Raw genomic sequence first — 22745 nt, forward strand, 5'->3', positions numbered from 1 at the left:
AGGGAAGCGTCCTATCCTGGGGGCATGAGTTACGACAACGACACGAATGCCACCGGACTCACGCTCGCCCAGCAGAAAATGCGCGAGGCGGGCGTGGCGGAAGCTGCCATTAACGTCTTCAGCGACTTTTACCACCAGCTCGAGCAGGGCGTGACCGGTTCGATCCCGGAAGAGACGATCTCGCCGCTCACCGAGGTGGATCGACTCGCCGATGTCGAGGTGGATCCCGAGGTTGCGAAGGATGCTTTCTCGAAGCTCGTTGTCATTAACCTCAACGGTGGCCTTGGCACCTCGATGGGCATGGACCGCGCGAAATCCCTTCTTCCGGTGCGCGATGGTAAGAGCTTCCTCGAGATCATCGTTGAGCAAGTACTCGCGGCCCGTAAGAAGACCGGAGCGCGCCTCCCGCTTCTGTTTATGAACTCTTTCCGCACGCGCGAAGACACCCTCGAGGTGCTCGCCAAATATCCCGATCTTCAGGTGGGGGATCTGCCGCTTGACTTCCTCCAGAACAAGGAGCCAAAGCTCAAGCGCGATGACCTCACCCCCGTGGAGTTCCCGGAAAACCCGGAGCTGGAATGGTGCCCGCCGGGCCACGGCGATATTTATACGGCGCTTCTTACCTCAGGCGTGCTCGATGCGCTTCTTGAGCAGGGCTTTCGTTACGCATCGATCTCGAACTCGGACAACCTCGGCACGGTTCCTTCGCCCGAGATTGCCGGGTGGTTTGCCGCCTCGGGTGCACCGTACGCCGCGGAGCTGTGCCGTCGCACGGCCGCAGACCGCAAGGGCGGGCACCTTGCGATCCGCAAATCCGACTCGCGCCTCATCCTGCGTGATACCGCCCAAACCCCGGCGGAGCAGATGGAGTACTTCACCGATGAACACCGCCACCCGTTCTTCCACACGAACAACCTGTGGTTTGATCTCGTGAAGCTCAAGGAGATCCTCACCGAGCGTGAGGGCGTCATGGGCCTTCCACTCATCCGCAACGAAAAGACTGTTGATCCTTCCGATAAGTCGAGCACCCCCGTCTACCAGATTGAATCGGCGATGGGAGCGGCCATCGAGGTGTTCGAGGGCGCGACCGCGATTGTCGTGGACCGTTCGCGTTTCCTGCCGGTGAAAACGACGAGCGACCTGCTGCTCGTGCGCTCCGACGTGTATGCACTCAGCGACGAGTTCGCTCTTGAGAAGGTCGTGGACAAGGCGCCGCTCGTCAAACTCGCCGACGGCCCCTACAAGCTCGTGGGTGACTTCGAGAAGCGTTTCCCGGGTGGTGCGCCGAGCCTTAAAGACGCGTCTTCGCTGACCGTTGAGGGGGATTGGACTTTCAATGAGGGCGCCCGTATTGAAGGTGACGTGACCCTCGGAGCTGAGGGCGGAATCCTCCCGTAGTTCCCCTCCTCGAATTGCATAGAGGTTGCGGGGGTTTGGTGCCGGCGTATTTCGCCCGCCCAGGCCCCTGTTTCCATGCTACGCCGCCGCCTAATCGTCATTGACGCGTATGGTCGAGGCGAGGCGCCGCTAAGTCGAGCGCATCCCGGCTTGCCAAACTCTCTTCGCCCATGAAGAGCTTCCACAATTTCCAAACACCCGTTGCACAGGCCCTAGCGTTCTGGTTGGCTATGTGACATGGGCCTCGCTCGGGGGAGTGGGGCCTCGTCGAGCTAGATGGGGGAGTGCATGCGGAGCGGGCGGGCACAGGTTCTTGGTGCGTTGAGTGTCGCGGTTGTGGTGGCGGCTGGGTTCGTGGGCTGCGGTGGTGAGTCTGCGGGTGGTCCGACGCCTGCCGCGCAGTCATCCAGTTCTCCCTTGAGCAGTGATGCTGGCGGTGCAGATTCGGGTGGTGGCAGTGATGGCGGTGGTGAAGCGTCCGGCCGCACGCCGAATCTTCCGCCCGAAAACGCGGCGCTCGAGGCTCCTGATTTCAAGGACTACACGGGCATAAAGTACGAAACCGATCAGGGCGCCCAGGAGACAGCTAGGTACTTTGTTGATGGATGTATTACGGGTATGCCACGGGCGATACGGAACCGCTAGGGAACGTGGTTGATTCCCGTCAGTGCGAAAATTGCCAACGTGTTATTGACGGCATAGATCGGTGGCGGAAGAAGTCTAAACATATTTCGCCCGCCGAGATCTCTGAAGATGATATTTGGGTCGTTGAGACTAACGACGACTTCACTCAAGTGGAATATTGGTACACCGTCAACGATGTGGTGGTGACAGAGCCGGGCCTAAGTAGTGAAACGGTTAAATGTGAAAGAAAAGCATCAGCATTTCGCCTCCGTTACCTGAACGGATCTTGGAAGATCCAAGAGGGTGTTTGGAAAGGGGCGGACGGTGTCTCGCGGTAAAATTTTCGGCTTGTTGATTGGTGCGGCAATCGCCATTTCAAGTTGGTCGGCACCGGTCTTAGGTGAAGAGAACTCAGATATTGATTTTGATGGAGTCGCTGAAACTGGATCTTTGATAATCGAGGGTAGAAAACCTGGAGGCCTCATTAATGGCGGGTCAAATGGGCGGGCGCCGGATAAACCTTCGGGCAAGCGTGATGCGGTGACGGATGGCCCGCGGCGGGTGTGGGTGTCGGCGAGTGATCGGGATTTGGGTTGTCGTAGTGGTGGGCCTGATGTGTTTCGGTTGCTTGCTGTGACGTCGTTTTGTCGCACTGCGCGGGCAGCGTGTCCGGTAGCGTTTCCGGGGGCGTCAGTTGTGGTGGGACATGAGGTAGAGGTATCGACGGGGGCGCCGATTTTGGGGACGGAGCGTGTGTCGGGGTGTTCGTCGCCGTCTTCGAGCTCGGGTGGCGGTGGTTCTGTGATGCCGGTGGTGTCGCAGGAGGATTTTCGGTCGCTTGGTGTGGAGCCGCTTGTGGCGCATTTGGGGCCGCCGGGAGAGTGGATTCCGATTGGGTTGGACATGGTGGTGTGGGCGGAGTCTCGGGTGCAGACTTTTGAGGTGGAGATGCTTGGTCGGGCTGTGAGTGTGCGGGCGACGCCGGTGAAATATATCTGGGATTTTGGTGATGGGACGGTGTTGACGACTTTGTTTCCCGGTAGGCCGTTTCCGAGTAAGGATGTGTCGATGGGGTATACCCAGTGCGACAGATGTGTCGCAAAAATGGCGAGACCGAGCCTATTGGCAACAGTAAACTACTGCGCCGTAACTGTCCCGCTGGGGTGCCCCTGTATGGCACTGACTCGACGAGGCCGCGAACGAGCAGCCTCTTGAGAAGGCGAAAGGCAGCGGCAGCGAACCTGGATCGGTTCAGATCTACGAGATGGATGCGCTCATCGGTTCGCCGCGTTGCTCGAGGTTCCGGCTGCGTCCGCAACGGAGTGGGCGAGGTGCTCTGCCAGCGCGGCGCGCAGTTCGGGCGGAAGGGGGGGGCGGCTCCGACGGATTCGCTAAGCCAGAGTCCGTCGGCGGCAAGGTACACGACCATCTTCTGCAGCGCCCGAGGGTCAGTCGGGTCAATCTCGGCAGGGTCGGGTATCCATCGGGAGATGACCCTTCTCCACGGCTTGTTGAGCTCGCTGTCGGTGCTCGCCTCGAGCATGAGCAGCAGCTCGGGGCCAGTGGCGCTGCGAGCGCTCACGCGGGCGTAGGCGGTGACGCGCTCGTCCTGCGTTGCCTCGTCTGGGTCCTTGCCCAGGACGTTGATCATCTCGTGGTCCCAGCGCTCGGCAAGATGCTCGTGCAGCGCGAGCACCAGGGCGTCCTTCGAGGGGAAGTGGTAGAGCAGCCCACCTTTGGTGAGTCCGGAGGCGGCGGCCACCGATTCGTACGTGACGGCCGTGACGCCGTCGGTTTCGACAACGTGGAGGGCGGCTTGGAGGATGGAGTCTCGTTTGCTGGTCCGCATGAGCGGTCCTTTCGTGGTCAGTGCTCGGAGTGCAGCTGTGACTGCGTGCCAGGCAGGTACCGACGCAGCAGCACTCCCGTGATGACAGCGGCCGCTGCCAGGACGCCGGCAACGACTAGCATCACGACGAGGCACGCGGAGTCGAAGGCCGTGGAGGCCGCCTGAATGATGGCGGCGTCTCCCTGCGCCGCCTCCAGTGCCTCGGCGATACCGTCACCAGCCGCCGCCGGTGCACCGTTGGGGAGGACAACACTGGCGGTATAGATGGCCGTGAGCAGGCTTCCGAGCACGGACACGGCGATGAGGCTGCCGAACTCGTAGGAGACCTCTTCGAGGGAAGCGGCCATGCCTGCACGGCGCACCGGCACGTTCCCGATGATGGCGGTGGAGGCGACCGACATGGCAGCTCCGAGACCGGCACCCGTCACCAGAAGGCCGAGAACCAGCACGCCGAAGGATGATTGGAACCCGACTACCGTCACCACGACGCCGCCGGTGGCGACGGCGAGACCACCGGTGATCAGCGCGAGCAGCCCGACACGGTGCAAGAAGGCACCACCCAGGAGCGCTGTCGGCAACGAGGCCACGGCAATCACGGCAAGCAAAAGCCCAGCCTCCAGCGGACTGAAGCCGACGACCTGCTGGAACCGTTGCGTGGTGACAAGCTGGATGCCACCGATGGCGAACATCGCGAACGCCGCGGCGAGCACGCCAGCACTGAACGCCGGGTTGAGGAAGATGGAGAACTCCAGCAGCGGATTCTCCAGGCGCCGCTGACGGCGCACGAAGAGCCAGAACCCGATGGCAGCAACGAGCAGCGCAACAACAATGGTCGCGACAGACGGGGGCGCGTGGCCGATCTCCTTGATGGCCACCACCGTTCCGACGAGCCCGATCATCACCAGTATCGAAGACACGGCATCCCAGCGCTTCGAAGGATCCGGGTCATTGGCCGGGCGGATCAACCAGGTAGCAACCAGCGCCAGCGCCACTACGGGCACGTTCACCAGGAACACCGAGCCCCACCAGAAGAACTCGAGCAGCGTGCCGCCGAGAATCGGACCGAGAGCGGACCCGACGACCGAGAGGCTGCCCCAGATCGCGATCGCAAAATTCCGCTCGCGCTCGACCGTGAAGTACGTGCGGATCAGTGCCAGGGTTGCCGGCATCATCGCTGCCGCACCGACAGCGAGCACAGCGCGTGCACCGATCAGCACCTCGGGCGACGGCGCCAACGCTGCGAGCAGGGACGCCAACCCGAAGATCACCAGGCCGACGACGAACATCCGCGTGTGGCCGATGCGATCACCGAGGGTCCCGCTACCGAGCAGCAGGCCCGCCATCACCAGGGGGTAGGCGTTGATGATCCACAGGCTCTGGGTGCTTGATGCCTGAAGGTCCTCGGTCAGTGTCGGCAATGCCGTGTACAGGATCGAGTTGTCGAGGGTGATCAGTAGGAGCCCCGCTCCGACAGTCACCAGCAGCGACCAGCGTCGCCGTTTCGTCATCGTGGACATGCGCCTCTCCCTAATCGTGAACAACGTAACTGTACCTGATGGATGGTATAGTTATGTCTACTGCGAGAGAGGTCCGCGTCACTCCCTGTTCACGGCGCCTAAGGCCAGTGACTACGAGCGTGGCGCTCATTTGGGTATGCGTTTGAGGGGTGGTATGAGGTGTCGTTGGTGACGGTTTTTAGTGGGGAGTTTTCGGTTGGTGGGGGTGCGTGGCAGCCGATTGATGGCACTGTGCAGGTGAGGTCTGAACCGAAGTGGATGTATTCGGATCTTCGTCAGGCGCGTCTTGTGGGGGATGAAGAGCCAACGGAGTATCTCGGTATTCCCCAGCGGGGTAAGGAAACGCTGGGGCCGTTGAACCCGGACGCGGAGAAGAAAACGTTAACGAAACCGCGCAAGAAGAACTAAATATTAGCCTCCCGTGGGGCAAGGCAAGGGTCGGGAAAAATCAGGCGGCACCGTTTCGGAAATGCTCTCGCCGTTTTTCTCCACCCTCATGACGCGGCGTATGTCGCGCAAGTGCGCTGGAATCAAAGCTTCAGGACCCTATAGAGTCAAAGCCGAAACGACCTAGGAGCCAATATCCCCTAAACCCTGTGGATTCAAACCCCCACAACCCCTATGGAATTCAGTGAGGGAGAGGGTGGGCCTTGAATTTCGTGTCGGGATTGACGAACGCGTCCTGGCTTTCGACGATCAAGAGCTCACGTGCATTGACTTTGAGGGTGCGGTCGATGAGCTCGAACACCGACGCGGCAGTTTTCTCAAGCGCCTCAACGGGGCCGGCACCGCCAAGCAAGTGTGCCGTGAATAGAGCCGTCGTCACATCGCCGCTGCCGTGAACCTTGCGCTTCAGGCGCGGTGTCGAAATAAGGTGAGCGCCGGAAGAATCGGCCACGAGAAGTTCGAGGGTGCCGGGCGTGGTTTTATCGGTGAGTACGCTCGTGACAAGGATGGTCTCGGGGCCCTCGGCGCGCAGTTGTTCGACGGCAGTGAGGGTGCCCTCGAGAGTGGACACATCGGTGTCCGTGAGCACGCCCAGCTCGAAGTGATTCGGAGTCAGCACCTCCGCGGCCGGAACAACCTTGTTCGCCATGAGCGGCGGGATATCGGAATCGACGTAGAAACCTTCGCCCGCATTGCCCATCACTGGATCGGCGATATACACGGCGCGTGGATTGTGCTTCTTGACGCGCTCAACGGCATCGAGGATGACGTCAGTGACGGCAGCGGAGCCCTGATAACCGCTGAGAACAGCGTCGGCTTCGCCAAGAATGCCGAGCTCTTCGATCCCCAAAACGACCTCGTGAACGTCCTTCGCGTCGATGACGGGACCGCGGAAAGTCGGGTGGCCCGTGTGGTTTGAGAAAAGGACGGTGTTGACGGGCCATACTTCGTGGCCGAGCCGCTGCAGCGGAAAAACGGCGGCAGAATTACCCGCGTGTCCGTAGGCTACGGCGGACTGGATCGTCAAAATCTTCATGCGTCTCTCCTTGGAGGCAGTTGAAAGGTGCACATCGCTGTTTAGAAAAGGGCGGGGCCGAGCGCTTTGGCTTTTTCGTCCAGATAGCACGTGCCGCACAGGGACTCGTAGGTCACGCGGCCAGCGCCATCAATCGCCACCTGATCTCCCTCGAATACGAACGTGCCGTTCACGCTGCGGCAATTGAACTCGGCTTGCGACCCGCAGCGGCACATCGTGGGGAGCTTCTCGAAGTTGTCGGCCAGCTCGAAAAGTCGCGACGAGCCAGGGAATTGGCAGGCGAGGAAGTCCGTGCGAAGCCCATAGCAAATCACCGAAATCTGATCGTTTTTCGCGACGAGAAAGAGTTGATCGATTTGGTCGCGGTCGAGGAACTGGCTCTCGTCAACGAGCACCACGTGGAAGTCGCGGTCGGGGCGTGCGGCGATGAACGCTTTGATTTCTTCGCGCAAGTCATGGCCAGACTCGATGAGAACGTCGACGCGTCGTTTTGCGCCTCCGCGGGCGAGCACCCAGTCCTCGCCCTTCGTATCGATAGCGGGCTTCACCGTGATCGTGCCGAGGCCTCGTTCCTCGTAGTTGTAGGCCGTCTTAATGAGGGTGTCGGATTTTCCCGAATTCATCGCGCCGTATTTGAAGTGGAGCTTAGCCATCGGTTCCTCCTGAGCGTCCCTTCGCCGTGCGCGAATCTATCCTCCCCAACCTTAGTGCACCTGGCCTTCCAACCTTAGTGCACCTGGCCTTGCTAGCGTGAAGGCGTGAGCACACGTGAGGATAGCGCCGGCGGCCGAAAAGTATTCACTCGCAAAAATCAGGCGAGGAAAAACTCGGAAGTTTGGCGCGAGAGGAGCCGGGCAGGCGTCGGAATCCGAGAAGCCGGCCCTGGCAACGGAACGGGACGCACAAACGAGGGTGGTGCCCAACCCGAGAGCGCCCACCCGCACCGCGCGATTCCCGTGGGCCTGTCGACCTCTTCGCTTTTCCCGCTTGGCCTCGAGGACACCTTTAAAGCGGCGCGTGAAACCGGCTATGACGGCGTTGAGGTCATGTGTTCTCTCAATCCCGCAACGCGTGACGCAATGCGTCTTCAGACCCTCACTCGCGTGTACGACCTTCCAATCTTGTCGCTTCACGCACCAACTCTCTTCTTTCTGCAGTTCGCGGGTGGCCTTGACCCTAAAAAGAAGCTCGAGGACACGATGCGCCTCGCTGTGGATCTTGGGGTTCCGACGGTTGTCGCCCACCCGCCATTTCGATGGCAGGGACGTTACGCGAAGAATTTCGTGGAGATCGTTGCTGAACTCGAAGAGCGCTACGGAATCGCGCTTGCCGTCGAGAACATGTATCCGTGGCGCCTCGGCGTGCGCGAGGTGCTCCCGTATTACCCCGACCACGACCCCACGGATGAGGACTACGCGCATCTCACGATCGATCTTTCGCACGCGTCGACGGCGGGGGATGATGCGCTCGCGATGATCGAACGCGTGGGGGATCGGCTCAGCCATCTCCACCTCACCGATGGGTCGGGGCGCACCTTGCGCGATGAGCATCTGGTGCCGGGCGATGGCGATCAGCCGGTTGCCGAAATTCTGCAAAGGCTCGCGCTTCGAGGATGGGGCGGGTCTGTCATCGTGGAGATCGCGACGGGCGCGAGCCGGAACTTTGAGGCGAAGCTCGCCCCGATCAAACGCTCGCTCACGCTCGCTCGCAGAGAACTCAGTCACGTTTGAGCCTCGCTGCCCCCTGATCAGGTCAATTTTTCACCAAATCTCCAGTGCTTCGGTGGACAATAATGGGGCGCTTTGAGAGGCGCGAACCGAGACCGAAAGCGAATAGTAGTAGTGATCCCCAACACCGCGTTTGACCATAAAAACGCCGCCATTCTCTCCGTTTCCGCCGTGGAAGCTCAGGTTCCCGTCACTTCCGATTCGATCGACGAGATGCTTTCACCGGCCCGCAAGCGACTTCGCTTGCCGAAGGGCACGCTTCAACGCGTGGCCGGTGTGTACGAGCGGCGATGGTGGAAAGACCCGGAAAACGGTTGGAAACAGGGTGCCGTGATTGCCGCTGAGCGTGCGATGGCGAGCGCGGGCATTACGCGCGAGGACGTCGGGGTCCTCATCAACGCTTCCGTTTCGCGTCAGCATCTCGAGCCGGCGATGAGTGCCCATATTCACGCGGCGCTCGGTATGCCCGCCTCGTGCATGAACTTTGACATCACGAACGCGTGCCTCGGCTTTGTTAATGCGATGACCCTCGCCGCCGGTCTGATTGACGCCGGTCAAATCGACTACGCACTCATCGTGGGCGCGGAGGATGTCGAGGAAGTCCAGCGGCGCACCATCGCGCGCTTGAACGACAAGAATTCGACGCGCCAGGATTTCAACAACCAGTTCGCGTCGCTCACGCTCGGTTCGGGCGCTGCCGCGGCCGTTGTGGGGCGCTTCGATAAGCATCCGGATGGCCACCGGATCGTGCACACGCAAACGCGCGCGGGTACCGAGCACCACGAGCTGTGCATCGGCAACATGGACGACATGCGTACCGATACGGCTGGGCTCCTTGAAAACGGCCTCGAGCTCGTGACGCAAACGTGGCGCGCCGCCGAGGAAAGCGGTCGCAATTATTCGAATAAGCAGTGGTACATCACCCATCAGGTGTCGATGGTGTACACGCGTGCCTTCGCGAAGGCCATGGGGATCAACCCCGAGATCATTCCGGTGACGTTCCCCGAACTTGGCAACATTGCCGCGGAGGCCGTTCCGCTCACTCTCGCCCTCAACCAGGATCGCTTTGCGAAGGGCGATGAACTTCTGCTCCTCGGCGTCGGCTCGGGATTGAACACGGCGATGATGGAGGTCCAGTGGTGAGCGCGAAGACCTTCCAGGACGTGCAGGATGTTCCCGATCTTCCCGGCGTTCAGCCTGAATTGCACCACACGCTGAAGGTGCGGGACTCGTTCGGTGATATGCGCCGCTGGCACTATCTCGATAACGAGCGTCAAATCGCCGAGCGGGGCATTGAGCCCCGCGGCACGCTTCTGTGCGTGCACGGCAACCCCACCTACTCCTTCCTGTATCGCAGCCTGTTCAACGAGGAGATGCTCGAAGCGGGTTGGCGTGTCGTTGCCGTTGACCAGCTCGAGATGGGCTACTCGGAACGCACGGGACGTGAGCGACGCTTGCAGGATCGCATTACCGATCTTTCGTTGTTCACGGATGCACTCGGGCTTTCCGGCAATATCGTGACGGTGGGGCACGATTGGGGCGGCATTGTGTCGATCGGCTGGGCACTCGACAACCGCCACGACGTGATCGGTATGGTGCTCACGAACACCGCAATTCATCAGGAACTTGGCGAGTCGCTCCCGGCTTCACTTCAACTCGCAACGGCCCCCGGTTTTCTGCCGTTCTCGACGTCGCGCACGGATGCGTTCCTTCGCACGACCGTAAACCTCTCGAAGCCGCCGCTGCCGCGCGAGGTGCGGGAGGGCTACTACGCGCCGTATCGCTCGAGAGCGCGCCGTCGAGGCATTGAAACGTTCGTCGCCGATATTCCGGCGAGCGCGGAGCACCCCTCGCGCGCGACCCTTGAGCGCCTTGCGGAGGGCCTCAAGGGCATGGACGTTCCCACCCTCATGGTGTGGGGGCCGCGCGATGTTGTCTTTTCGGACCGATACCTTCGCGATCTTCTTGAACGTGTTCCGCATGCCGATGTGCATCGTTTCGAAGGCGCATCGCATCTCGTGTGGGACGACGCGCCCGTCGCCCCGCTTGTGCGGCGCTGGCTCAAGGAACGGCTCATCAACGGTGCCGACCATCGCGAACGTTCGGTGTCGAGCTTTGCCGAACAGCCCGAGTACCGACGTCTCGGCTCGCTTATTACTGAGCGCGCAAACGATCCGACGACGGCGTATGAACCCGCTGTCGTCGAGATGCTCGCCGAAGGCCCTCGCACGATCACGTGGAGTCTTCTTGAAAAGCGAGTGTCGCAGCTCGCGAGTGGAATGCGTGCGCATGGCATCAAGGCCGGTGATCGTGTGAGCGTTCTCGTGACGCCAGGCGCTGACCTCACGGCGGTACTGTATGCGTGCCTCCGGATCGGCGCGATTGCCGTCGTCGCCGATGCCGGCCTGGGGGTCAAAGGTCTTACGCGCGCAATTGTGGGCGCCCACATCGACTACGTCGTGGGGATTCCGACGGCTCTTGCGGGAGCCCGCGCACTCGGTTGGCCGGGTGAACGTATCTCCGTGCGCACACTGCCCACGATCGATCGCGCTGTGTTTGGTGTAAGCACGTCGATCGATGAGCTCATGCGCGAGGGCGAGCAGATTCACGCTCTTGGAGGCGGCGATGAATGGTCCGACATCGATCCCGATGCGGATGCGCTCGTACTGTTTACATCGGGGTCGACCGGCCCCGCGAAGGGGGCCGTGTACACGCATCGGCAGGCGAGCGCGATGTTCGCGGCGGTGGGGGACACCCTTCAGCTGCGTCCTGAACGCGGGCTCGTTGCCGGATTCGCGCCGTTCGCACTGCTGGGCCCGGCCCTCGGTGCGCCGAGCATTGTGCCCGAGATGGACGTGACGCGCCCCGGCGAGCTCACCGCGAGCGCCCTCGCCGATGCCGTCGATGAGCTCGGTTCGCCGGCAGTCTTCACTGCTCCGGCTGCGCTCCAAAACATTATCGACACGGCTGGCACGCTCGATGAGCGCCAGCGCGAGGCACTTTCGCGAGTGCCGAGCTTCTTTAGCGCGGGGGCACCAATTCCCGCGCCGCTTCTTCGCGTACTACGCGATGTGCTCCCGAACGCGCACTCGTATTCGCCCTACGGCATGACCGAGTGCCTTGCGGTCGCCGCAATTGACCTTGAAGGAATCGAAGCCGCGGGCGAGGGCAGCGGCGTGTGCGTGGGCGCGCCCGTCCCTCGCGTGGAGCTTGCGATTGCGCCGCTTGAGTCCGACGGCCGCGCAGCCTCCACCGTGACCACAGAGCCCGGTGTTGTCGGCGAGATTATGGTCCGTGCCGCGCACGTTCGCGACCGCTACCTCATGCTGTGGGATACGACGCGAGAGTCGATGCGCTGCGAGGGCTATCACGCAACTGGTGATGTCGGTCAGCTCGATGCCGAGGGCCGCCTGTGGGTTGAGGGGCGTCTTGCGCACGTGGTCACGACTGCGGCGGGCCCCGTGACTCCGGTGCAGATAGAGAAGGCCGCGGAAAGTCTCGACTTCGTGCGTCGCGCGGGTGTATGCGGGGTAGGCCCCGCGGGAACGCAGCAGGTCGTGGTGATCTACGAAGACCCGGCGACGTTCCGCCCGGGTAAGGGCCAAACGCCCAAGCCCGCGACTCCCGAGCGCCAGGCCGCGATTCGCGAAGCCGTTGAAGCGGCAACGGGTATTGCCGTGACGGCTGCTTTTGAAACGACGACGCTTCCGACCGACATCCGCCACAACTCGAAGATCGAGCGCGCACGCCTTGGGGCGTGGGCCGCGCGCGAGCTGGCCGGTGAAAGGAGTGCGCTGTGAAGGTTCTCGTGACCGGTGCGAGCGGCATGCTCGGCGGCGAGGTCGCAAAGCGGCTTCGCGATGCGGGCCATGAGGTGAGTGCGTTCCAGCGCCGCCCCGCGGGGATTGAAGGCATCACCGACGTGTGCGGCTCGCTGACCGAGGCGGACCAGGTGCGCCGTGCCGTTGACGGCAACGACGCGGTCGTTCATCTCGCGGCGAAGGTTTCCATCTCGGGTCCGGAGGAGGAATACCGCGCCATCAACATCGAGGGCACTCGCAACGTGGTGAATGCGCTTCGCGCCCAGGGCGGCGGGAAGCTCGTCAACACGTCCTCGCCGTCCGTCGCCCACTTTGGCGAGGCTATCGTCGGGCTCGACGCGACCGCCCCTGAGCCTACGCGCGCCCGCGGACCCTACGCCCGCACGAAGGCCGCCGCTGAGCTCGTGGCGATGGAGGCAGACGGCAACGATGGCATTCTCGTCACGACTTTGCGCCCGCATATCGTGTGGGGCCCCGGTGACACCCAGCTCGTGGAACGCATCGTCGAGCGTGGCCGCAAGGGGACGATGCCCCTTCTCGACCGCGGCATGGCGCTCATTGACACCACCTACATTGATAACGCCGCCGAGGCATTCGTCGCGGCACTCGATCGCATCGAGGACGTGCACGGAGAGAGCTTTGTGATTACGAATGGCGAGCCGCGCACGGTTCGCGACTTCGTGGTGGGGTTGTGCGATGCGGCCGGTGTCTCGCGCCCGCGAATCACGGTTCCTGGCCCGCTCGCACGCGTTGCGGGTCGCGTGATCGAGAAGGCGTGGGAGCTGCGGCCCGGCTACGATGAGCCGCCCATGACCGAGTTCCTCGCGGAGCAGCTGTCGACAGCGCACTGGTTCGATCAGCGCCGCACGTGCGAGCGTCTGCAGTGGAAGCCGCGCGTAAGTATGGACGAAGGCTTCGCGAAGCTCAAAGCGTATTACGATAAGGCGCGTGACTGAAGATTTAACGACTTCTCCTTACGGCGAGAATGATATTGCGGCCATTGATGCTCAGATTCGCGCTGAGCAAGACGCGAAGCCTCGAGCTTCTCAGCGCACCGTTGGGCTCGTGCTGCTCATCGGGTCTGTCCTCGGGATCGTCGCCTCATTCGCGCTTATGCAAGATAAGCTCGCGATTCTCGCGGACGCGAATGCGTCGCTGGCCTGCGATATCAACCCGTTCATCTCGTGCGGGACGTTTATCCAAACGTGGCAGGCTCAGACATTCGGTTTTCCGAACATGTACCTCGGGTTCATGGGATTCTCGATCATGGGTGTCGTCGGCGCTCTGCATCTTTCTCGGCTTGCGCTTCCGCGGTGGTTCCAGTGGGCGACGTTCGGAGGGCTCGCCTTTGCATTTGCCTTCGTTTTGTGGCTCTCGAGCAACGCCCTTTTTGCCATTCGCGCCCTGTGCCCGTGGTGCCTCCTGGTGTGGGCGGTCGTGCCACCCATGTTTTGGTCCTTCGTGACCTTCCTTGTGGAAGAGGGCATCATCGAGGTGCGCGGGCTCGTGCGCACCGTGCTGCGTTCGTGGATCGCGCTTTCTCTCGCGTGGTACGCCGTGGTGATTGTGGCGGCTTTCTTTGTGTTCCTCCCCGAATGGCAGGCGATGTTCTTCTAGGCACCGTGGCGCTCCAGGCTCCACAATCCCCGGTTGTCCCCAGTGGATGGCCGGGGCTTTTTCGTGGGCGGGGCTCGTTCCTAGCGTGGAGGCTATGAACAATACGACGGGGCGCGAGAGGCGACACCGCGCAGATACACAAACGAGTGTGAACACGCGCTCGTGGGATGACCTCGAGGAATGGTCACGCGAAGGATCCGGCGGGCAGCGGGGTCCTCGATGGTCAGCACTCAAGGACCCGCGCGTCATACTCGGGATCCTTACCGCGGGGGCGCTCGTGCTCGGCGGGGCTCACATGGCTACGTCGATGACGCCGAGTGACGACAGGGTCGCAGTCAACGCGCAGCCTCTCGAGGAGGCACCGGAAGTAACGACGGCGATCGCCGAGGGGTCGGCGCCGGAAGGTACCTCACCCGCATCGGCTGTTCCGGCCCCCGACTCCTCGAACGCTCCCGCTGCCGGTAAGCAGACGGTGGTGGTCCACGTCGTGGGGGCAGTGAGGCAACCAAAGCTCGTCGAACTTCCGTCACACGCGCGCGTCGGCGATGCTCTCGAGGCTGCGGGCGGACCAACCGAGGACGCCGATCTGGGCCGCATCAACCTCGCGCGCGTCGTAAGCGACGGCGAACAGGTGTATGTGCCACGCGAAGGGGAAGAAATCCCGTCAGAAATCGCGGGGCCAGCGACCGGCGTCGAGTCTTTCCCCTCGGGCCCAGGAGCGGAGGCCAGCGGGGACGGCGCTCTCGTCAACATCAACACGGCTTCCGAAAGTGAGCTCGACGAGCTTCCCGGCGTGGGCCCCGCGATCGCCGCCAGAATCGTTGAGCATCGCACAACCAACGGCCCATTCTCGAATATCGAACAGCTCCAGGATGTCAAGGGGATTGGTCCTGCCATCTTCGAGGAGCTTCGTGAGCGCATCACTATCTGAGGGCGTGAACGGGTGTGGTGTGAGGCCCGTGAGGGGGCTGAGCCTCATCCCACACGCCGCTGTGCTCTGGCCGGCAACCATTGCGAGCGTGTCTCTCGGACCTGTCGTGCTTCTCGCCGTCGTTATACCGGCGCTTCTCCTGGCCATAGTGCGAGAGAAACGCCTGCGGGCACATGCACTGCTTGCTGTTCTTCTCGGTGCGGCAATCGCAGGGCCAGTTGCACGCGTGCACAGCGAGAACCTGAGCCTCGAGGAAGCTCTTCGCGAAAGAAACGTTGTGACGGAGGTGCAGGTCGCCTTACGCGAGCAACCGTCAGAACCCTTAAAGGTGCGCGCGTGGGATACGACGGTTGCGCGTGCGTCGAGCCAGCCCGAACTTTCGAGGATCACGGTTGGTGCAGGAAACAAAGCGATTTCGAGGCAGATACGAATCGTGCTCACCTGGTCGAAACACACGCGCGGGGGCGATCCCTTCTCGCTTGAACGCGGAGACATACTGCGTGCGCGGGGATACGCCGAAAAGGATGGCTCCACGCTCTTTCTCGAGATTGCCGACTGGCAGCCGGAGCCGTCACGACCTGCTCAGGGTGAGGGGGCGATGGCCGCCGTAGGGCGTGTCCTTGACTCCTGGCGAGAAGAGCGAAAAGAGGTCGTACGGTTAGCCTCCTCGTTTTTGCCTGCCAATGAAGCAGCGCTCGTCGTGGGCATGACCCTTGGCGACGTGACGGGTCTTGCCAGAGAGGTGAAGGATGATATGGCGACCTCCGGGCTCACGCACCTCGTTGCTGCCTCGGGGGCAAACATTGCTCTCACCTATGCTTTTGTCACGCTGCCGCTGCTTGCCGTGGGCGTGCGCCGCAAAGCGCGGGTTCTGGCGGGGGCTGCGGGGATCGCCGTGTACGTGGCGGCAGTGGGCCCGGAGCCCAGCTTGCTGCGAGCCGCACTCATGGCCGTTCCCCTCATGATTGGACGCTATGCGGGTTTTCGCACGCCGCCTCTCAACGCGCTTGCGCTCACCGTTCTCGCATGGTGCGTCGTTGATCCGGCGCTCGTGGGAGAGGTGGGCTTCGTGCTCAGCGTCGGTGCGACGGGCGCTATTCTCGCGCTCTCGGTTCCGCTTGCTGAGGTTATCCGGCAGGTCAGTCGCGAGAGAATTTCCCGCAATCTCGCGCTTGTGGTTTCCGTTCCGACGGTTGCCCAGGCCGCATGCACACCGGTCTTGCTCCTGCTTGCTCCCGAAACGTCAGTGTGGGCTGTGCCTGCGAACATTGCCGCGGAACTCGTCGTGGCGCCCGCAACCGTGAGCGGTTTTGTTGGCATTATTGTCGCGCATGTGTGGGCGCCGCTCGGCGTACCATTCTTCGCCCTTGCGGGGGCAGGTGCGCACGTTCTCGTGCTCATTGCACAGGTGAGTGCCGCACTTCCGGGAGCGCACATCGCGTTGCCCGCCGGCGCGGGAGGTGCACTGGCCACGGCAGGGGTGCTCATCGTCGTAGGGCTCACGCTTTGGTTGCGCACGCGCCGCGAGGTGCGCTGGGCGCTCGTATTCCTCGCAGTGATTGCCCTTTTCGGAGGAGTCTCCACGCTGATCCCCGGGGATGTCGAAGACTGGGATGTCGTGATGTGCGATGTTGGGCAGGGCGATGCAATGCTCGTGCGCGCCGGGGGAAAAACAGTACTCATCGATACGGGACCAGACCCGAACATGCTCGCCCGATGTTTGGACCGTGCGGGAGTCGGGGCGATCGACCTCCTCGTCGTGACCCACCCTCACGCTGATCATGACGGCGGAATACCCGCGTTGACGGGGAAGCGTACGCCGCAGCAGGCGTGGGTGTGCCCGCTGGATACCTCGACGAAAGCAAAGCTCCCTCGGACTGAGGTGGACACCGTGCTCGCGCCTCGTACGGAAACCGTTGGGTCGCTGTCCCTCGAAGTTCTGTGGCCGCGTTCAGCCGAGGAAGCGAGAGCCCTCGGGGCAGGCGAGGGCGGGGGAGAGGAATCGGCACTCAATGATTGTTCGATTTCGATGCTCGTGAAAACGCCCACGTGGAGTGCTCTGACGCTAGGAGACCTAGAGCCTGATGCGCAAGCCGTGCTAGCGAAATCTGGTGCTGTCGAGGCGGTCGAGCTCGTCAAAGTCGCGCACCACGGCTCGCGTCGCCAAGAGCCGGCGCTCTACGATGCGGCGCACGCTTCGATTGCCGTCATTGGTGTAGGCGCGAACACGTTTGGGCATCCTCACCAGCGCACTTTGTCACTGCTAGCGGAGCGAGGAATGGCGGTGAGGCGCACGGATGTTGACGGGATGGTGGTGATGAAACGCGCCGGGGATGGGTGGTTGGTGCGCACCTTACGATAGCGATGTATACAAAAAGTCTCACGATGTGAACTCGCTAGACGAACCGTCCCACACCTCCTACTTTGTATACAACGATTTGGGGAAGTGCCCCGAAAGCTTCTCGGAAGGGAGGTGCGGGATGAAACGCAGAACGATCCTCAGTGCGGGCCTTGTTGCGCTCGCTGGTGTGGGGTGCGTGCCCCGCCAAGAACTGGATGATCCCCCCGAACGCCCCGACATCGTGGATAGTAATTCCACGGGTCAAAACCTGCACAACGGGGGCGATCTCGTCATGGCGCTCTCAGCGGAGCCCGACAAGCTCGACCCCACGACGTCGTCCTCGCTCTATACCCGTTACGTCATGCAAACGATGTGCGAGAAGCTCTACGACCTCAACCACAGAGGTGAGATCGTTCCGATGCTGGCCGCCGCTCTTCCCGAGATCAGCGACGATGGGCGTGAGGTCGTGATCCGCCTACGTGAGGATGCGGTCTTTGCAGACGGTGAGCCGTTTAACGCCGAAGCCGTTCGTATCACGCTTGATCGCCACTTCAATCACGAGCAGTCCTCCCGGCGTTCGGAGCTCGGCCCCATCACCGGCATCGAGGCATTCGAAGAGTTTGCCGTGCGGGTGACTTTCGAAAAGTCATTTTCTCCGTTTACCGCTGCGCTTGCCGATCGTGCGGGCATGATGCTCTCCCCGAAGGCCCTCGAGGAACTCGGAGATGACTTTGCATCGCATCCGGTGGGGGTCGGGGCTTTCAAATTCGTTGAGCGCATTCCGCAAACCTCGATTACCGTCGAACGCGATCCGCTCTACTACGACGCGCGCAACGTGCGACTCGACAGCGTGACCTACCGGATCATGGCCGATGCCAACATCCGCGCCGCGAATATCCAAAGTGGCGACGTGCACGTTGCCGACAGCATCTCGCCGCAGGACATAGAAGCGGTCAAGGCATCGCGTGATATTAACACTCTCCAGGTGCTTTCGCTTGGATACCAAGCCATCACCATCAACCTTGAGCCCAAGGACGACGCTGGTCACCCCCTCGATAAGGGCCTCATAGCGACCGATGAACGCGTGCGACTCGCGTTCACGAAGGCGATCGATCGAGGGGCTCTCGTGAACACGGTGTTCAACGGGTGGTTCGATGCAGCGTGCTCGCCGATCTCGCCCTCGAGTCCGTTCGCGACCGAGGAATCCACTCAATGTCCTGAGTACGATCCGGAGGAATCAAAGCGTTTGCTCGAGCAGGCGGGCGCCCCGGTGCCGTACCCGATCACCCTCAAGGTCTCGAATTCTCAAGATTCGCTCCGCTTCGCCCAGGCCCTGCAGGCCCAAGTAAAGGAAGCGGGGTTCGCCATAAGGGTTGTTCCTACGGAGTACACGGCAATGCTCTCGGCTCAGGATTCGGGTACGTACGAGGCGATTCAGCTCGGCTGGTCTGGCCGTGTGGATCCCCACGGCAACGCGTACAACTTCTGGACCACCGACGCGAACAACAACTACGCGGCCTTCAGCGATCGCACGCTCGACGATCTGCTCACGAAGGCTTCTGAAGTCACCGACCTTGACGAACGCTCCGCGCTGTACGGAGCGTCTGTGAAACGCATGCAGGAAACGAACCCCGTGATCTACCTGTACCGCCAGCGCTCGCTCACCGCCTACAGGGCGAATCTCGTGGGGGTCTCGACCTACGCGGACGGCGTCGTCAAGCTTTCCCACGCGGCTTTTATCGAAGGGAAGCAGCCATGACCCGCTTTATCTCCATACGCTTCCTCGAGTCGCTGTGCACGCTCGTGCTGTCGTCGATCGTGATCTTCGTTGGCGTACGTGCGCTTCCGGGCGATCCCGCCGTCGCAATGGCGGGGGAGGAGGCCTCAAAGGAGCAAATCGAGGCGATTCGGGCAAGTCTTGGGCTCGAAGAACCTCTGATCGTCCAGTATGGCGCGTTCGTGAAGAACACGGTCACACTGAATCTCGGGGAATCGACGCGTACGGGCCAGGACGTTGTGTCGATGCTTGTGACCGCCCTTCCCGTCACGGTCCTGCTTTCGCTGTATGCCATCATCGTCGCGATCGTGATCGGGCTGTTCTTCGGGGTCTATGCCGAGCGTCGCAGGGGCAAAATCGACGAGCTCGGGGCGAATATCGCCGTTCTTTTCGGGCTCTCCGTGCCGAACTTTTGGCTGGGCCTCCTCGCGATTCTCGTGCTTGCCGTCTCGCTCGGGTGGTTCCCCGCCTCGGGATACGTGTCCCTTACGGAGGACCCGCTGAGGTGCCTGTACTACCTCACGCTTCCTGCCTTCGTGCTGGGATCGGGGCTCGCAGCAGTCATCGCGCGCCAAACTCGTGCGAGTCTCATCGACACGATGGCGACGGACTACGTGCGCACGGCCCGGGCGACGGGCATCGCTCCCTCGCGCATCTTGTTTCGATACGGCCTTCGCAATTCGCTCATCGTGCTCGTCACGATCGTCGGTCTCCAGCTGGGCGGTCTGATTTCCGGTGCCGTTGTGACCGAGCGTATTTTCGCGCTCCCGGGAATCGGGCGCATCACGCTCGATGCGGTGTTTTCGCGTGACTATCCCGTGATCCAGGCCGTTGTGCTGCTCGTGACGGTTGCCTACATCGTCATTAATTTCCTCGTGGACGTCCTCTACTCCGTTGTCAATCCGCGAATCAGAACGGGAGGTGCCGCATCGTGACTGCTACCGCGATCTCACACTCATCCGATACTTACGCCCCTACGAAAGGCGTGGGCAAGCGTCTCCTCGCTTCTCCCGCGGGCCTCGTCGGTTCCGTGCTCGTGGCGTTCGTGATTCTCGCAGCGCTACTTGCGCCAGTGATCTCTCCGTACCACTACGCCGACACGAATTTCACCTACCCCTTCCAGGTGCCGTTCACGGAGGGCTTTTGGCTCGGAACCGACGACCTTGGGCGTGACGTACTCTCTCGCTTGCTGTACGGCACCCGAGCTTCACTTCTCGTCGGCCTGCTCGCCGTTGCTCTCGCAGTTGTCGTGGGGACGCCGCTCGGCTTGCTCGCGGGATATTGGCGCAAGGCGGATATGGTCATCTCTCGCTTTGTTGACGTGACTCTTGCATTTCCGTTTCTTGTGCTCGCCGTGGGTCTCGCCGCGATCTCGGGTGCGAGCCTCACCAATGCGGCGATTGCATTGGGCGTTGGCAATATTCCGTCGATGGTGCGCGTCGTGCGCGGCGAAACGATGCGGTTGAAGGGAGAGGCCTTCGTCTCGGCGGCGATTGCTGCCGATGCTTCCCTCGTGAGGATCCTCGGGATGCACATTCTGCCGAATACGCTCAGCGCGATCATTGTGCAGGTCACGGTGATCCTTCCCGCTGCCGTCATCGGCGAGTCGATGCTGTCGTTCCTAGGTCTCGGCATTCAACCGCCAGCGCCGAGCCTCGGCATCATGCTTTCCGATGCGCAGCAGTGCATCTACCGCTCACCTACCGTCGCGATTGCGGCTGGCTTGACCATCGTGCTCATTTGCTTCGCATTCAACCTTTTTGGTGATGCGTTGCGCGATGCACTCGATCCCAACTCGTCGAAGGAATGACCCCATGACGACGTCGTTCACACCCGCCCCGGCTCCGCTCGCCCGTCTCGATCTCAAGGGCACGTTTGGAATGAGCGCATCGACGCACTGGCTTGCGACCGCGAGCGCGCAATCGGTCCTGGAAAAGGGCGGTAACGCGTTCGATGCGGCGGCGGCTGCGGCATTCGTGCTGCACATCGTCGAGCCCCACTTAAACGGTCCCGGTGGTGACATGACGGGGGTATTCGTGACTGCCGAGGACCCGCGCCATCCGCGTGTACTCATGGGGCAAGGCGCTGCTCCCGCCGGTGCGAGTGTCGAAACATATCGGGCGCTCGGGCTCGAGCGTGTGCCCGGTTCGGGTGCGCTTGCGGCCGCGATTCCTTGCGCTGTGGACGCCTGGCTGCTTCTGCTTCAAGAGTACGGAACGCTCACCTTGGGGGAGGTTCTCTCGTACGCGATTGGGTACGCGCGCGAGGGCCATCCTTTGCTCGAACGCGCGGCAGGCGTCATTGAGTCCATGCGCGAGTTTTTTGTGGAGCACTGGCCGACGTCTGCCGATCTCTGGCTGCGCGACGGTATCGCGCCGAAAGCCGGCGACATCGTGAAGAATCCTGCTTACGCGACTGTGCTCGAGGATCTTGTCGATGTAGCCGCGGCGCACGAGGACCGTGCCAGTGGGGTTCGTGCAGCGCGTGAGCGTTGGCGCACGGGCCCCGTTGCCAAAGTGATGGCCGCTTTTGTGCAGGAGCCGCACCGGCATTCCGACGGCGGTGATTACGCGGGGGTGCTGACAGAGGATGACCTCGCGTGCCCGGGTGCGCGCGTGGAGAGTCCGACGGTTGCGTCATTTAGGGGCTTCGACCTCTATAAGACGGGCCCGTGGGGCCAGGGGCCCGTGCTGCTTCTTGCGCTCGGTATTCTCGAGGGCTTTGAGGATGAAGATCTCGATCCGTCGACGGCTCGCGGTATCCACACGATCGCGGAGGCCCTCAAGCTCGCGCTTGCCGATCGCGATGCGTTTTTCGGCGACGACAATAGTGTGCCGCTCGAGGAACTGTTGAGCGAGGAGTACCTCGCCTCTCGCCGCGCGCTGATAGGCGAGAAAGCGTCGGAGGAGCTTCGCCCCGGTCGCCCCGGTGGGCGCGTCCCAACGCTCGTGTGTGCTGAAACTCGTGAGGCATACGATGCGCGCGGCGGCGCGCGCGGTGACGCTGCAGGTGAGCCGACCGTGCGCGTGAACACGGGGGAGGAAGAAACGGATCCTGAAACGGGCGAATTGCGCGGCGACACCGTTCACATCGATGTCGTGGATCGGTTCGGCAATATGGTGAGCGCGACACCTTCGGGTGGGTGGCTCCAGTCCTCACCGACGATTCCCGAACTGGGTTTTTGCCTTGGCACTCGGCTCCAGATGACGTGGCTGGACGAAAGGTCACCGTCGGCCCTCGCCCCCGGGAAACGACCCCGCACGACGCTGAGCCCCACTCTCGTGCTGAAAGACGGTGAGCCTATCCTCGCGACTGGAACGCCGGGAGGGGATCAGCAGGATCAGTGGCAGCTTCTCTTCCTTCTGCGGGTGCTCGTGGGCGGGTACAGCCCGCAAGAGGCGATCGAATCGCCCATGATGCACACGACCTCGATGCTCGAGAGCTTTTGGCCGCGCACGTGGGAACCCGGTCAGCTCGTGGTCGAGGATTCGCTGGGCGATGAGGTCATTGGCGAACTCGAGGCTCGCGGACACCGAGTCGTGCGGGCAGGGACGTGGTCACTCGGGCGTTTGAGCGCCGTGACGCGCGACCCGGTGACAGGAATGCTCGGTGCCGCGGCGAATAATCGCGGCCAGCAAGGATATGCGGCAGGAAGGTGAG

General features: G+C 62.1%; 18 protein-coding genes. 14 read left to right on the plus strand and 4 right to left on the minus strand.

Annotation, left to right across the window (positions count from 1 at the left end):
• The first annotated feature begins 24 nt into the window (after positions 1–24).
• Positions 25–1398 (plus strand): UTP--glucose-1-phosphate uridylyltransferase, encoded by a 1374-nt coding sequence (locus tag HMPREF3157_RS07335; RefSeq protein ID WP_070435993.1) that lies wholly within the window; start codon positions 25–27, stop codon positions 1396–1398.
• 605 nt (positions 1399–2003) lie between these two features.
• The gene (locus HMPREF3157_RS10935) at positions 2004–2360 is read left to right on the plus strand and encodes a DUF6318 family protein (RefSeq protein WP_371440682.1); all 357 of its coding nucleotides are present in this window, start codon (positions 2004–2006) and stop codon (positions 2358–2360) included.
• A gap of 146 nt (positions 2361–2506) precedes the next feature.
• Here the strand turns inward: HMPREF3157_RS10935 and HMPREF3157_RS10815 are convergent, their stop codons facing one another.
• Both HMPREF3157_RS10815 and HMPREF3157_RS07345 read right to left on the minus strand, forming a co-directional pair.
• Positions 2507–3871 (minus strand): TetR family transcriptional regulator, encoded by a 1365-nt coding sequence (locus HMPREF3157_RS10815; RefSeq protein ID WP_246816554.1) that lies wholly within the window; start codon positions 3869–3871, stop codon positions 2507–2509.
• Positions 3872–3888: 17 nt separating this feature from the next.
• The gene (locus HMPREF3157_RS07345) at positions 3889–5388 is read right to left on the minus strand and encodes an MFS transporter (protein ID WP_070435995.1); all 1500 of its coding nucleotides are present in this window, start codon (positions 5386–5388) and stop codon (positions 3889–3891) included.
• 168 nt (positions 5389–5556) lie between these two features.
• On the opposite strand from HMPREF3157_RS07345, the gene HMPREF3157_RS07350 reads away from it, so the two are divergent.
• Positions 5557–5796: a hypothetical protein gene (locus tag HMPREF3157_RS07350; RefSeq protein WP_016664433.1), complete on the plus strand. Its 240-nt coding sequence runs from the start codon at positions 5557–5559 to the stop codon at positions 5794–5796.
• 220 nt (positions 5797–6016) lie between these two features.
• Here HMPREF3157_RS07350 and pdxY read toward each other — a convergent pair whose 3' ends face one another.
• Positions 6017–6871, minus strand: coding sequence for a pyridoxal kinase PdxY (pdxY, locus tag HMPREF3157_RS07355; protein ID WP_070435997.1), 855 nt, complete (start codon positions 6869–6871; stop codon positions 6017–6019).
• A 41-nt stretch (positions 6872–6912) separates the two neighbouring features.
• The gene (locus HMPREF3157_RS07360; protein WP_070435998.1) at positions 6913–7524 is read right to left on the minus strand and encodes a thymidine kinase; all 612 of its coding nucleotides are present in this window, start codon (positions 7522–7524) and stop codon (positions 6913–6915) included.
• A gap of 105 nt (positions 7525–7629) precedes the next feature.
• On the opposite strand from HMPREF3157_RS07360, the gene HMPREF3157_RS07365 reads away from it, so the two are divergent.
• The 11 genes from HMPREF3157_RS07365 (at position 7630) to HMPREF3157_RS07415 (ending at position 22744) form a co-directional block, all read left to right on the plus strand.
• Positions 7630–8601 (plus strand): sugar phosphate isomerase/epimerase family protein, encoded by a 972-nt coding sequence (locus HMPREF3157_RS07365; RefSeq protein WP_070435999.1) that lies wholly within the window; start codon positions 7630–7632, stop codon positions 8599–8601.
• A gap of 114 nt (positions 8602–8715) precedes the next feature.
• Positions 8716–9741, plus strand: coding sequence for a 3-oxoacyl-ACP synthase III (locus HMPREF3157_RS07370; RefSeq protein ID WP_061211985.1), 1026 nt, complete (start codon positions 8716–8718; stop codon positions 9739–9741).
• On the plus strand, positions 9735–12398 hold the full coding sequence (locus tag HMPREF3157_RS07375; RefSeq protein WP_070436000.1) for an alpha/beta fold hydrolase: 2664 nt from the start codon (positions 9735–9737) through the stop codon (positions 12396–12398). The genes HMPREF3157_RS07370 and HMPREF3157_RS07375 overlap by 7 nt, the downstream gene beginning before the upstream one ends.
• Positions 12395–13375: an NAD-dependent epimerase/dehydratase family protein gene (locus HMPREF3157_RS07380; protein ID WP_016664439.1), complete on the plus strand. Its 981-nt coding sequence runs from the start codon at positions 12395–12397 to the stop codon at positions 13373–13375. Before HMPREF3157_RS07375 ends, HMPREF3157_RS07380 begins: the two co-directional genes overlap by 4 nt.
• Positions 13368–14036, plus strand: coding sequence for a vitamin K epoxide reductase family protein (locus tag HMPREF3157_RS07385; protein ID WP_070436001.1), 669 nt, complete (start codon positions 13368–13370; stop codon positions 14034–14036). Before HMPREF3157_RS07380 ends, HMPREF3157_RS07385 begins: the two co-directional genes overlap by 8 nt.
• 94 nt (positions 14037–14130) lie before the next feature.
• Positions 14131–14967 (plus strand): ComEA family DNA-binding protein, encoded by an 837-nt coding sequence (locus HMPREF3157_RS07390; RefSeq protein WP_070436002.1) that lies wholly within the window; start codon positions 14131–14133, stop codon positions 14965–14967.
• On the plus strand, positions 14948–17329 hold the full coding sequence (locus HMPREF3157_RS07395; RefSeq protein ID WP_168161698.1) for a ComEC/Rec2 family competence protein: 2382 nt from the start codon (positions 14948–14950) through the stop codon (positions 17327–17329). The genes HMPREF3157_RS07390 and HMPREF3157_RS07395 overlap by 20 nt, the downstream gene beginning before the upstream one ends.
• A gap of 118 nt (positions 17330–17447) precedes the next feature.
• Complete coding sequence (locus tag HMPREF3157_RS07400; RefSeq protein WP_070436004.1) at positions 17448–19067, plus strand: ABC transporter substrate-binding protein; 1620 nt, start codon at positions 17448–17450, stop codon at positions 19065–19067.
• A complete protein-coding gene (locus tag HMPREF3157_RS07405; RefSeq protein ID WP_016664444.1) occupies positions 19064–20020 on the plus strand; it encodes an ABC transporter permease in 957 nt (318 codons plus the stop codon). The genes HMPREF3157_RS07400 and HMPREF3157_RS07405 overlap by 4 nt, the downstream gene beginning before the upstream one ends.
• Positions 20017–20895 carry an ABC transporter permease gene (locus HMPREF3157_RS07410; RefSeq protein WP_016664445.1) on the plus strand — a complete coding sequence of 293 codons (879 nt, stop codon included), beginning with the start codon at positions 20017–20019 and terminating at the stop codon, positions 20893–20895. The genes HMPREF3157_RS07405 and HMPREF3157_RS07410 overlap by 4 nt, the downstream gene beginning before the upstream one ends.
• Positions 20896–20899: 4 nt before the next feature.
• Positions 20900–22744, plus strand: a complete 1845-nt coding sequence (locus HMPREF3157_RS07415; RefSeq protein ID WP_016664446.1) for a gamma-glutamyltransferase family protein — start codon at positions 20900–20902, stop codon at positions 22742–22744.
• Position 22745 lies beyond the last annotated feature (1 nt).

Origin of the sequence: Dermabacter sp. HMSC06F07 (assembly GCF_001807345.1) — a bacterium.
Taxonomy (GTDB): domain Bacteria; phylum Actinomycetota; class Actinomycetes; order Actinomycetales; family Dermabacteraceae; genus Dermabacter; species Dermabacter hominis.